At 44.1% G+C, this 14,045-nt stretch carries 8 protein-coding genes; 1 reads left to right on the plus strand and 7 read right to left on the minus strand.

Annotated features, from left to right (window positions below; translation table 11 throughout):
* Window positions 1-386: 386 nt before the first annotated feature.
* A complete protein-coding gene (locus NVS78_RS02130) occupies window positions 387-1,727 on the plus strand; it encodes a S41 family peptidase (protein WP_286357711.1) in 1,341 nt (446 codons plus the stop codon).
* Here the strand turns inward: NVS78_RS02130 and NVS78_RS02135 are convergent.
* The 7 genes from NVS78_RS02135 to NVS78_RS02165 form a co-directional block, all read right to left on the minus strand.
* Window positions 1,714-2,430, minus strand: a complete 717-nt coding sequence (locus NVS78_RS02135; protein WP_286357712.1) for a head GIN domain-containing protein — start codon at window positions 2,428-2,430, stop codon at window positions 1,714-1,716. The genes NVS78_RS02130 and NVS78_RS02135 overlap by 14 nt on opposite strands.
* On the minus strand, window positions 2,430-3,872 hold the full coding sequence (locus tag NVS78_RS02140; protein WP_286357713.1) for a TolC family protein: 1,443 nt from the start codon (window positions 3,870-3,872) through the stop codon (window positions 2,430-2,432). The genes NVS78_RS02135 and NVS78_RS02140 overlap by 1 nt, the downstream gene beginning before the upstream one ends.
* Window positions 3,873-3,913: 41 nt before the next feature.
* The gene (locus NVS78_RS02145) at window positions 3,914-7,072 is read right to left on the minus strand and encodes an efflux RND transporter permease subunit (protein WP_286357714.1); all 3,159 of its coding nucleotides are present in this window, start codon (window positions 7,070-7,072) and stop codon (window positions 3,914-3,916) included.
* Between the two features lie 66 nt (window positions 7,073-7,138).
* Window positions 7,139-8,218 (minus strand): efflux RND transporter periplasmic adaptor subunit, encoded by a 1,080-nt coding sequence (locus NVS78_RS02150; RefSeq protein ID WP_286357715.1) that lies wholly within the window; start codon window positions 8,216-8,218, stop codon window positions 7,139-7,141.
* Window positions 8,219-8,367: 149 nt separating this feature from the next.
* Window positions 8,368-9,777 carry a TolC family protein gene (locus NVS78_RS02155; RefSeq protein ID WP_286357716.1) on the minus strand — a complete coding sequence of 470 codons (1,410 nt, stop codon included), beginning with the start codon at window positions 9,775-9,777 and terminating at the stop codon, window positions 8,368-8,370.
* A 34-nt stretch (window positions 9,778-9,811) separates the two neighbouring features.
* Entirely contained in the window at window positions 9,812-12,925 is a 3,114-nt protein-coding gene (locus tag NVS78_RS02160) for an efflux RND transporter permease subunit (protein WP_286357717.1), read from the minus strand.
* A complete protein-coding gene (locus tag NVS78_RS02165) occupies window positions 12,922-13,989 on the minus strand; it encodes an efflux RND transporter periplasmic adaptor subunit (RefSeq protein WP_286357718.1) in 1,068 nt (355 codons plus the stop codon). Before NVS78_RS02165 ends, NVS78_RS02160 begins: the two co-directional genes overlap by 4 nt.
* Window positions 13,990-14,045: the final 56 nt, after the last annotated feature.

The following is a 14,045-nucleotide window of genomic DNA, read 5'->3' on the forward strand; positions in this document are numbered from 1 at the left end:
ATATATATTCAGTTCACTTATTAGATTCCAGCTTATGATCAGGTTCCGTTAAAAAGTGCGGTAATAACAATCCCGATACGGCTACAACGATAAAAAATCCAAAAACTACCATACTTTCAATTTTTAATTTTAACCTCTTTGTCTTTTCTATAAGAAATAGTATGCCAAAACATACAATTTCCGCCGATTCCAATATTTCACACTAATAATCAACACTATACGATATCGTTTATCGCCATACACCGTTTCCCGGGTTGTAGAAAAACGGGGAACAACTGTGGCGATTTTCCACACCCGTTCCGTGATTCCACACTTTACGAATTAATCCGTCGAAAAAACTTTTATTATTCTTCAAAAAATCGTAGTATTGTTATTTATTTAAATATATGAAAACATTACTATATGGGTTCCTGTTTGCAGGACTACTCGCCGGCTGTCAGGATGACAAGATAGGGGATAAGAAGGATCTTTCGGAAAACTACAACATCAATCAATTTGTAGAGTCCCACATGAAAGAAGAGTATTTTTGGGCCAAAGAGGTCCAAACGAAAAACGTGGATAAAGAAACGGCTCCGTCCAGCTTTTTCAATGCCCTAAAATACGAAGGAGACAGGTGGTCTCGTTTAACCGACGAATCGGCTGACGGGACTCTCTCTGCCATTGAAGACGGAGATGATTACGGTTTCGGCATACGTGTTACCATTTGGAGCGATCAATCCGGTAATACCCTTTTTTCCAAAATCAATATGGTTTTTCCGGATTCCCCCGCGGGGAAAGCCGGACTGCGTAAAGGGGATATTATTACACGGGTAAACGGATTAACCCCGAATCTCTCTAATATACAGACGGCATTAAACGCCCGAGAGATAACGATTCAAGTGACCCATAAAAACGGTTCTTCCGAAAGTATCCGTCTGAATGCCCAAAAATATGAAGTCAATCCGATCCTAAAAAATACGATAATCGAAGAGGGAGACAAAAAAATCGGTTACCTCGCCTATGCCAGCTTCGTTTATAAAAATCAAAGCTCTTTAGATGAACTAACCCGGATTTTCAATGAATTCAAAACCCAGGAAATAGACGAATTAATATTAGACCTTCGTTACAACGGGGGTGGTTACAATCATGCGGCCGTTCATTTGGCCTCTCTTATCGCCCCGACATCCGCAGTTACGTCAAACAAGTTGTTGATTTATAAACAATGGAATGAAAAATACCAGGCGATATACCAAAATTCTTCTCTTATGACAGAAGAACATTTGAATGCCAAAGTTCCCGAGAATGCCCGGTTAGGTTTGGAAAAGGTATGGATTCTTACCAACAACTCCACCGCTTCGGCCTCCGAAGTTGTCATATCGGGCCTAAAACCTTATATGGATGTTATTACCGTAGGAGAAACCACTACCGGTAAAAATGCCGGAGGAATCGTTTATACTCCTTCCGATGCAAGCATCGACCAATGGAATGTCTATTTGATCGCATTCGAATATACCAACAGTAACCGTGAATCCGTAAGAAACGGGATTGTTCCCGATTACTACATAAAAGAAAGCGATAACGCTTATTTCCGGGATCAGAACGACTGGGGTGATAAAAACGAATATTTAATCGCTTACACGCTTAACCAAATAACCGGCCGAAGCTCATTCCGTTCGGCCCGCACGATATCGGAACAAGCAGTTCCCGAAACCTTGGAGCCAGAAGGACGTTATATTATCTCCTTTTAACTAAAGACCCTCCACTGCTCAGATTACGGGTAATAACAGGGCTCCCGTCATACAAAAGCAAACCGGAAGAAGATATCTCCGCATTTAATTTCTGACGCACGAAGATCTCTCCTTTAGCAGCATTGCTTATGTCAGCATTACACGTATCCGCTGATAATTCCCATGCCTTCAGGTAGGATGCCGTTGAGAGATTCAAATCCAACTGCTTTACTTCCCCTTTCAATTCCAAACGGGAGGCACCGGAAGCTTCCACCTGTAACTCGTTTCCCTTCACCTCCAATTTCATATTGGAAGCACCGGAAGCGACCACCTCCAATTGATCGACCCGCAACAGCGCCGAGCCCTCAATACGTGCCGCAGAAGCAGCCTCCAGACGAACAAGCCGCGGTAAGGTCACCAATACGTTCATTACCGTGTAGCGGCGAATGCTAATACCCGGTTCTATATATACATTCAACTGATTATTTTTTATCTCCGTCTTGATATATGGCAGAATATTATCATCCGACTCCACGGATATCGTTGCCGTCTTATCCAATGTCACATAGAGTGTAATCCCCTGTTGAACGGATATCTTTTCAAAACGGACATCCGAAGGACGTTGCGACATCAACACATAACCCGTTCCCGTTATTTTTTTGTCTTTTGCCCATCCGCTTACCGCAATAAGCAAAAAACACAATCCCCATAATAGACCTTTCATCATTCGAATTTTTTATATTCATATTCATTTTTCCCCTCCAACAAACCGATAGACTGCAGATACTCGGTTTCACTCAACTTCAACTGCGTCTTGGCTTCGACCCAGTCGCTCCATGCTTGTTGCCATTGAGCTTGAGCCTCTAACAAATCGGTCAGATTTTCCATTCCCACCTCGTATTGGTTTGTCGTAATCTTTAAATTTTCTTCCGCCTGAACCAATGCCGTACGGGTTAATTGAATACGGGTTTGAGCATCTTTCAGTTTAAATCGGTTTCCGGCAATTTCCAATCTCATCAATTCCCCCATTTTCTCTTTGTTTAAACGGCTTATCTCCTCGTCGACCTTTGCAGAACGGACCTTGTTCCGACCTTCCCCCCAATTGAATACGGGAATCTGTACCGAAGCCAATGCATTAAACGAATGATCGTCGGCACCATCCCCGTTTAACTCCAAGCCCCCGCTAAAACCATACCCTACAGAGACTCCGACCTGAGGCAAGAAACCGGAACGAGCGATACGGATCTCTTTCTGTTTCATCTCGATCTCCTTTTCCAACATATTATAATCGGGACGTTGCTCCAGATGATCGGGTAAAGCCCATATTTGCGGACTTAATGTTGAAGATAACGAATCTGTCAATTCTATCCTCGTCTCCAAATCCAATCCGACCAAACGACAAAGATTCATCCGGGAAAGTTCCTGCCCGTGTTGGGCCTTCTGTAATTGCAAAACAGCCTCATTGAATTTCACCTGTGCTTTCAACACATTATTTAAAGAAGTCATTCCGATTTGTTGAGCATCTTCCAGATTTTTCACCAACTCCCCCACGACCTCCTTGTATTTCCGGGCCACGAGAACCAACTCCCGAACCCGTATACATTGCCAATAAGCCTGTTCCAACTCAACAAGAACTTGCGAACGATTTAAGCGCACGTTCTCCTTTGCCAATATTTCTCCCGCTTTGGCCGCCTGATGAGCGGCCCGGATCTTCCCTCCCCAAAAAAGGGGCTGTTGCAACTGCACGCCGGCCATATATACTCCTCTCATCGAAAGAGAAATCGGGATATCCGGTAAAAAAGCATACTCTTTAAACACGGGCTTTCCATCGGGACCGAAGATAGGTTTTCCGTCCGGACCGACAACTAAATTCGGTTCTAACTTTTGATTTTCTCCAGGCACGTAAGTCGGCAAATATCCCCCGTCCAAACTATATTTTTGTTTTTTCTGGTTATAAAAATAAATACCGGTAATCGAAAGTTTCGGATAGTAATTGGCTCTATACTCTTTTTGGGTCCAAACGGCCTTTTGTTCCTGTTGGCGGGCAATAGCCAATTGTTGGCTATACTCAAGTGCCATTTCCCGACAGCGCTCTAAGTTCAGCACGACCTGCGCCTTCACCGGACTCAGTCCTAACACCAGTAGGGTAATAAATAAAAATCGCATCTTCTTCTATTATTTAAATTCTATCGTTCAAAACTCATTCATTAACTCAATCCCATGTGAAAATCTTTCTTCTCCCGTTTCGGATGTTTGATTTTTAAAAAGAGAGAATAAAGAACCGGAAGAATAACCAACGTGATCACGGTCCCAATAAACAACCCACCCATTATGGTCACGGCCAAAGCCCCGAACATATCGTCGTTAACCAAAGGAATCATTCCCAATATGGTTGTCATCGCGGCTAAAAATACAGGACGCAACCGGGAAGAAGAGGCATCCAACAAAGCCTGGAAAGGATCTTTCCCCGATCGGATCTGGATATCGACCTCATCCACCAGCACCACACCATTTTTAATCATCATCCCGACAAGCCCGAGTGCTCCCACGATAGCAACAAAACCGAACTCTTTTCCGGCCAACAACATTCCGAAAACGACTCCGGTAATCGCTAACGGCAAACACAATAAAATCATCGCCGGACGTTTGAAATCTTTAAAAAGTGCAATCAAAATAGCCAACACGAGAACAATAGCAACCGGCACATTCTTAAACAGGTATTGTTTGGACTGCGTACTGGCCAAATACTCCCCTTGCCACTCGGTCGTATACCCCGGAGGAAATTGAATCGTGTCGATTTTAGTAAGAAGGCTGTTCCGTACTTCATTGCTGGTGTATCCCGGAGCATTGTTACATTGGGCGGATATAGAACGCTGGCCGTTATAACGACGCACCACGGGAACCTCCCAAACGGCATTTATTCCATTGGTCGCTTGATTTAAAGGCGTTGACCCGATTGCAGCCGTCAATAGCTCGTCTGCCGAAATCATTCCGCTTATCAGCTCTTTTATGGTCTCCATGTTCAACAAATTCGTGGAAGGAACCAAACTCCAAACCGGAACGTTTCCTAATTTACCCAAACGTTGATTATCCTGCCCCACACTTTTTACATAAATCGGCAAATCGTGTTGTCCCTCGTAATAGGATCCTACCGGCAAACCGTCTGTCGTCGCCAACAAGGCCATTCCGACATCCTCGCGGGAAAGATTGGCCACCCGTGCTATCGGTTGATAATACTCCACGTTCAAAGCCGGAGTCATGGGTCCCCAGTCATTGGTCACCAGCATCGTGGTCGAATCATCCCTCATGATCTCCTCCACTTGGGCACATAACCGCTTTAAGACGGCAGGGTCAGGCCCTGAAATCATAAATTGCACGGGATAATCCATGTACATCAGATTGTATTGCTTCATGCGTACGTAAGCAGAGGGGTAATGTTCCGATAAATATTTCTGTAACTCGTTCAGATTCGCTTTCAATGTCTCCGGAGAAGTAAAATCCACGATCAACTCGCCGTAACTCAAAGCCGGCTCGGCCACGGTCCGTACCAAATTATACCGGGAAGGTGTTCCTCCCAAGCTCGTCGTTACCATCGTGATCTCGGGACGGGAAGAGAGATACCGTTCGATTGAAGCCAGATCTTCTTTTACCGTCTGCGGATTCGTCCCGTAAGGCATCTTATATTCTATATACAATTGATTGTAACTCAAATCGGGGAAGAACCCTTGTTTTATATACCGAAACATGTACACACTGACTAATAACAGAACGACTGTCGCCGCCAAAACACCGATCCGGTTATACACGGAAAATTGCAACACTCCCCTAAACATCCGGTATACCTTCGTGTCATACATCTCTTTTTCGCTAACCTGCTTGGCCGGATTTACCTTCAATCCCCTATCCGCCTGAATCGGGACATAAGCCAACGCTAACACCCAACTCAACCACAAGGAGACCGCCAGCACGATAAAAAGATCCCGGACATATTCACCCGTCGTATCGGGAGAGAGATAAATCGGTAAAAAGGTTAAGATCCCGATCGTCGTTGCTCCCAACAAGGGCCACGCTGTTTTTTTGGTAATATTGACCAAAGCATCGGGTTTCTTTAGTCCCCGTTTCAAATCTACCAATATCCCATCCGTGATTACAATAGCATTATCCACCAGCATTCCCATGGCCACGATAAACGAAGCCAATGAAACCCGTTGCAACGTTCCATGCATCATATGAAGTATCACGAAAGACCCTAAAACCACGACAACCAAACCGATACCAATAATATAACCGCTTCGGAAACCCATGAATAACATCACGACCAAAATAACGATCAGGACGGATTCTATCAGATTCACCATAAATACGTTAATAGCACTCTGCACCCGGGTAGGCTGAAAAAATACTTTTTGAAAATCAATTCCCGCCGGAATAATTTCCCGTTTCAATTCTGCTAATTTCTCGTCCACCTTCTTACCCAATTGAATGATATTCCCTCCTTTTTCCATGGCAATAGAGATGGCAATAGCAGGAATCGTATCATAGATTAATCCCTCCCGCTGGGGTTCCACGTATCCTTTCGTGACAGTTGCCACATCCGAAAGCCGGATCTGATCTTGCTCATGCCCTTTTATCAGAAGGTTACGAATATCCTCTATGGCTTTATAAGCTCCGTCTACATTCACCCTTATCCGCTTTTCTCCGCTATCGAAATAGCCGGAATAAACCGTTTTATTTTGTCCGTTCAGCGTCATGATAATCTCCGCGGGATGAACGCCGAGATTGGCCATCTTATCCTCCCGTATATCGATATTGATACAAGCCTGCCGCTCCCCGTATATATCCACACTGCTTACCCCGTCTATATCCAATACCGTACGACGGACCAATTCGGCATAATCGGACATCTCCTGATATCCGAATCCGTCCGAGGTCATGGCATAAAACATTCCGTATACGTCCCCGAAATCATCCATCACCAAAGAGGCATTGGCCCCTTCCGGTAATTGAGCTTGAACATTTGCCACCTTCCGTCGCAAAATATCCCAATTTTGTTGTAACTCCGCTAGCGGTACCGTACTGCTCAGTTCCACCGTAATCATCGACACATCGTCCATCGAAAGAGAAGAGACATGATCCAAATCTCCCATGGAACGTATGGATTTCTCCAGAACATCCGTTACCTCCAATTCGACTTGATAAGCCGAGGCTCCCGGAAAAGTGGTTATCACCAAAGCCTGCTTCACCGTAATAGCCGGATCCTCCAGTTTACTCATGGTAAAAAAAGAATAAACTCCCCCGACCACCAACACGAAGACGAAAAAATAAACTAAGGCTTTATTTTTTAATGCATATTCCGTAAAGTTCATATTATCAAAATTACAAGTTGCCTACCCGCCGGTTACCATCGTCTATAAATCGTAACCGACAAAGCATTATAAAAGTTTTCCGACATTAGAGGTTGATACGGGGGGAAGTTGACGAACTTTTTGTCCCTCTTTCAAATGATTGACCCCGGCTGTAACGATCCAAGATCCGGGTAGCAGTTCGGATTGAACCAAAACCATTCCGTCTTTCTGAATTTCAACGATCTCTACTAAAGATTTACTTATCTTCCCCTCCTTCTTTTCGTAAGACCATACATACGATTTCCCGTCTTTTTGAAAAAGAGCGGAAATAGGAATCAAGGCCAAATCGTCTTTTCCCGGCATAAAGTCGATGGTGACAGTAGCGCTCATCCCTGCAGCGATATTCAATTTTTGTTCCGGTTTCAGACGAAACCGGACTTTAAAGAGTTGATTGTAATTAGCCTGTTGTGCTATTTCCAATAGTTCCAATGGAATTTTCGTTCCCGGATACACATCGGCAACGCAATAAGAACTCACGAAGTTCTCCCGGCGAATATAATCACTCGATGGAATATCTATGTCTATCTCGAAGTAATTATCATTAATCATCGACAATACGGGTAAACCCTGATTAACGATTTCATGAGCATCAAAAAACTTTTTTTGGATATACCCGTCAAAAGGAGCCCGTAATTTCGTATCGTTCAAAGCATTTCGATGCGCCTCATACAGAGCCGTAATCCGTTTCAATGCAGCAACCGCCTTATCATAATCATTTACCGGAACACTCTTCCGGCGATAAAGCTCCATCACTCGCTCCGACTCACCTTTGATCTGTTTATACTCGGCCGCCGTAGCATCAAATTGCAACTTATAATCCCGGGGATCGATTTCGGCTAATACCTGTCCCTTCTTCACGTATTCTCCCTCTTTTGCTCTAAACCTTATGATCGGACCCGCCACCCGAAAGGCCAATTTTACATCCGAAGCCGCTTTTATCTTCCCCGGATAATTCGTACTACTCTCTCCTTCATATTTTTGAATCTCTGCCGTTTTAACCAACTGCGGGATCTCTAATCCAGGCGCCGCCCTGCGACAGGATTCGACTACAAATAAAGCTCCTATCACCGGAGCCCATTTCAATACAGAAAAAAACATCATCTTCATAATATACAGTTAAAGATCATAACCATATACTCGAAAGACTAAACAAATGTTTCACTTTCTTTTCCGAAACTCTATAAAAACATCCAAACAAAAAACGAAACCAGCGGAAACAGGTATATTATTTCAATCGATCGTATCTGAACGAATCTTTACAATTGCCCCGTCGCTTTCAAATAACGGGTTTCACTTAAACGTAATTCAGCCTTGGCATCGATCCAGTCACTCCATGCTTTTTGCCACTGAGCCTGTGCTTCCATATAGTCGGTCAATGTTTCCATCCCGACTTCGTATTGATTTTTACTAACAGTCAAATTTTCCTCCGCCTGAGATAACGATTGACGGGTCAATGTTACCCGGGTCACCGCATCTTCCACGTTAAAGCGAGCCCGGGCAATCTCTAACTGCATCATTTGTGCCATGTCTTCCTGTCTCAAACGGCTCATCTCTTTTTCCGCCTTCACTGAACGAACCTTATTTCTGCCTTCTCCCCAATTGTAAATCGGAATTTTTAAGGAAGCCATTGCCGTAAAAGAAGATATACCAGAACCCTGTCCGTTCAAGGTAATCCCATCGGAATACCCGTAAGAAGCCGAAACTCCCAGTTGAGGTAAAAAATCGGAACGGGTCAGCTCCACCTCTTTTATTTTTAACTCGACCTCCTTTTCTAACAAATTATATTCGGGCCGTCCCGTGATTTCCGCCTTCACCTCGAATAACCCCGGAGTAATCCCTTCTTGAAGCGTGTCACTAATCTGTACTTCCGAATAAAAATCGATCCCGACAATCCGACATAGATTCATACGGGCCAAAGACTCACCATTCATAGCCTTCTGCAACATAAGCTCTGCCTCATTCAGCTTTACCTGTGCTTTCAATAAATCATTACGGGAACTCATTCCGATTTCATAAGCATTTACCAGATTAAGTACCAACTCTTTCACAACCGACTTATATTTCTCGGCAGAAGTCACCAATTCACACACTTTCAAATATTGCCAATACGCCTCGTCGGCCTCTAAAATTACCTCCTTTCGATTGTATTCCTGATTCAGATCCGCCATCTCTTTCCCTATCTTTGCCATCCTGAAAGCAGAACGCACCTTTCCACCCATAAAAAGAGGCTGCTCCAACAAAATCCCTGCCGTATAAATACCCCTCAAACCCAAAGCCAAATTGATATCAGGCATAAAAGCATATTCATTAAAAAGAAACATACCGTCTTTTCCCATCACCGGCAAATGCGTTGTCGGATCAAGATATAAATTGGGAACTAAATTCCCTTGTCCGTCCTGAATATACGTGGGCAAATAACCGCCGTTGATCTTAAACTTCCACCTCTTTTGCATATAAGCATACATGCCAGTGGCCGAAAACTTCGGAAAGAAATTAGCCCTGTAACTTTTCACGTCATAGGTGGACTTCTCAACTTGTTGAGCCGCAATAGCTATTTTCTTGCTGTTCTCCAAGGCCATTTCCCGACATTTTTTTAAATCCAATGATACCTGAGCCTGTACCGGTATAAAACCCACCAACAATATAACTACAAATAAAAAGCGCATTTTTCCTTGATTTAAATTTATCATTCGCTAAACGTTATTCCTCTTTTTTATCTTCAAAGAAGATTGCATATAAAACCGGAATAAATACCAACGTAATCACTGTTCCGACCAATAATCCTCCCATAATCGTTACCGCCATAGAGCCGAACATATCGTCCCCTAAAAGCGGAATCATTCCTAATATAGTCGTTAAAGAGGCCATCATTACCGGACGGAAACGGGAAGAAGAGGAATCTAACAACGCTTGTAATTGACTCTTTCCCGAGGCTATCTGCAAACCGATCTCATCCAACAATACCACTCCATTCTTAATCATCATCCCGATCAATCCGAGAGCTCCGACGATAGCCACGAACCCGAACTCTTTACCGCTCAATAACATTCCCGCCACAATACCGATCGTCGCCAAAGGTAAACACAAGAAAATGATTATCGGTTTTCTAAAATCTTTAAACAACATAATCAATATGGCAATCATCAAGATAATAGCCAACGGAATATTGGCGAAAAGATATTTCATCGATTCCCCGCTCGCCTTATGCTCCCCTAACCATTGCATCGTATAGCCTTCCGGTAGAGCAATCGTATCTATTCTCTCGGCCAAAAGACCCCTTGCACTTTCGGCAGTATAGCCCAAAGCGTTATTACATTGCGCCCGCATCGCCCGTTGCCCGTTATAACGCCGTACGACCGGATCTTCCCACTTCATACTCACACCGCGGGTCACCTGATTCAAAGGGGTCGAACCTATGGTTCGAGCCAACAACTCCTCTCCCGAGGTCGTTCCCATCAATAATCCTTTCAAAGATTCCTCGTTTAAAGCAGAAGGCATCACGCTCCACACGGGAATATTATCCAACGCTTCGACCTTTTCTCCCCGGCTATTCCGGCTCTTCATGTATAAAGGCAGAGAACGGGTTCCCTCGTAGTAAGCCCCTACCGGCAGTCCATCCGTTGCCGACAACATCGACAATCCCACGTCGGAACGGGAAAGTCCCGCGGAGCGGGCTATCGGCTGATAATAGTTCACCATCAACACGGGAACCATCGGGTCCCAATCCCTCGTGACAAGCATAACTGCCGGTTCATCGCGCATGATACGTTCGGCTTTAGCCGTCAACTCTTTTAAAACGGCAGGATCGGGACCGGAAAACATCAATTCGATCGGAAATTTTTTGTACATGAGATTATAACGCTTCATCCTCACGTAAGCATCCGGATAACGAGCCTCCAGATAATCCTGGATTTCCGATAACGAACTTTTTAATGCATCGGGACTGGTATAATCCACAATTAATTCCCCATAACTCATGGAAGGTTCTGCTATGGAACGTACCAAATTATAGCGGGCAGGAGTTCCTCCCAAACTCGTTGTCACGTGAGTAATATCCGGACGATTCAATAAATAACGCTCGATTTCGGCCAAATCGGATTTTACTCGTTCTATCCTGGTTCCTTCGGGCATTTTAAATTCTACATATAACTGGGAATAACTCAGATCAGGGAAAAAACCCTGGGGGATATAACGGTAACAATAAGCCGTAATCGCCAATAAAACAGCAACTACAGCAACAGCTAACTTCTTATGCCATAAAATATAAGTTAAAAAAGTCCGAAACAAACGGTAAATCTTACTATCAAAAAGTTTTTCACCACCCTCCTTCGGTTGTATTTTCAACGATCTATCCGCGTGGATAGGAATCTGAGTCAAGGCTAATATCCAACTCAGCAACAAAGAAACGGCCAACACGATAAATAGATCCCGAACATATTCGCCCGTCGTATCCGGAGAAATAAAAATCGGGAAGAATGCCAATATGGCTATCAAGGTGGCCCCCAATAAAGGCATAGCCGTCTTCTTCGTAATATTTGTCAAAGCCGCCGGACGTTTTATTCCCCGTTCCAGGTCGACCAAAATCCCGTCCACAATAACGATGGCATTATCCACCAACATTCCCATCGCTACAATTAACGATCCCAATGAAACTCGCTGCAATGTTCCGTCAAAAAGATAGAGCACCACAAAAGAGCCCAACACAATAATCACCAAACCGGTTCCTATGATAACACCGCTCCGGAAGCCCATCGTCAACATCAGAATCAATATGACAATAACAACGGATTCCACTAAATTCACCATAAATACGCCGATAGCCTCACTTACCCGTTCCGGTTGAAAAAAGACCTTATGGAAATCAATACCTACCGGAATCCGGGAAGTTTTGAGATCTGTCAGTTTTTTATCGACAATACGCCCCAATGAAACAATATTTCCCCCTTTTTCCATAGAAACGGCTAATCCAAAAGCACGTTTTCCATCATAGCGCATCTCGTTACGAGAAGGCTCCTCGTATCCCTTGGTCACGGTAGCGATATCCCGCAATCGCAATTGATCTCCCTCGTGCCCCTGAATAATTAAATCTTGAATATCTTCAATAGAATGATAGCTATCATTCACGGCTACCCGGATACGTTGGTCACCGCTATTAAAATAACCGGGATAAACCGTCTTATTCTGATTATTCAACGTAGCCAGAACCTCCATGGGATGTACACCCAGGTTCACCATTTGATCCTGAAGGATCTCGATATTGATACATGGTTTCCGATCCCCGTACAGCTCGACCCGACGTACCCCCGCAATATCCTGCAACTCCCGTTTCACCAGTTGGGCATAATCCATCAACTCCTCATCTGATACGCCGTCGGTCGTTATCGCGTAAAACATACCATACACGTCCCCAAAATCATCCATGACAACGGAAGGACGGGTCCCCGATGGTAAACTGGCCTGTGCATTTATTACCTTCCGCCGTAAAATATCCCATTTCTGTTCTAATTCACCTCCGCTGACCGTACTCTCCAACTCCACGGTTATCAAAGACATATCCGCTACCGATTTGGATTCGATAGTAGATATAGCTCCCATGGAACGAATCGATTTTTCCAATACATCGGTCACTTCCAACTCCACTTGATGAGCAGAAGCCCCGGGATAAACAGTAAGAATCATCGCCTGTTTTACCTTTATCTCCGGATCCTCCAGCTTACTCATAGAGATAAAAGCAAAAACACCGCCAATCACGAGCACGGCAATAAAAAATTTCACCAACGCTCTATTATTCAAAGCGTATTCCGTCAAGTTCATAGCAATCCTCCCACGTTAGTCGATGACACTCCTTTCAAAAGCTCCACTTCCATACCTTCTTTCAACCCGTGGACTCCGGCTGAAATAACGATCTCTCCCACGTTCAACCCTTGCGCGACGATAACGGTCCCGTCTTTCAATATTTTACCAAGTTTTACCTCTCTCGTAGAAACGGTTCGAGTCGAAGGATCATACACCCAAACGGCAGCATCCCCCCTATTTTCAAAAACAGCGGATAACGGAATAATCGTTAACTCGCTAATTTGAGGATTATATTCGATATTCACGTTTACACTCATCCCGGCAGCTATATCAAATCCTTTTTCCGGTCTCAGACGAAGACGCATCTTGTAGAGCTGGTTTAAATTAGCCTTCCGGGTAACTTCTATCAATTCCAAAGGGAATACCTTATCCGGAAAAACATCGATAGTACAAGAAAAAGATTTGAACAAAGCCTGACGAACATAGTCGCTCGAGGGGATATCGATCTCCACATCGAAATAAGCACTATTGATCATAGAAATTACCGGTATACCGGCATTTACCGTTTCATGAGGATTAAAAATCTTTTTTTGAATATACCCGTCGAACGGAGCCAGTAAACGGGTATCTTCCAACGCATTTCTATGAGCGTTGTATTTAGCTGTTATTTGTCTTAAACCGTATACGGCTTTTTCATAATCGTTCACGGGAACGCTTTTCCGATTATACAACTCAATCACCCGCTCGGCCTCTCCTTTTACCTGTCGGAATTCAGCCTCCGTGGCAGAAAACTGAATTTCATAATCCCGGGGATCTATTTCGGCAATTACAGTGCCTTTCTTTACGAAGGCTCCTACCTCCAACGGCATTCTCAAAATAGGACCGGCCACCCGAAAAGCCAGATTCACATCGGAAGCCGCCTTTATTTTTCCCGGATACACAATAGATAATTCCCCTTGATGGTCTTTTACCGTATCCGCTTTTACCACCATTTTTCCCTGAGTACGGCCCGTCTTTGACGTACGGCACGCCCCGAACAATAACACCATACTCAATACCAGAAGAATAAATTTATTCGTCATACACGCTGTTTTTATATTCGTTTATTAACCACCACGCTAAAAAGTCGTTCTCTCTA

Origin of the sequence: Gabonibacter chumensis (assembly GCF_024741215.1) — a bacterium.
In the GTDB taxonomy this organism is placed as follows: domain Bacteria; phylum Bacteroidota; class Bacteroidia; order Bacteroidales; family Marinifilaceae; genus Gabonibacter; species Gabonibacter massiliensis.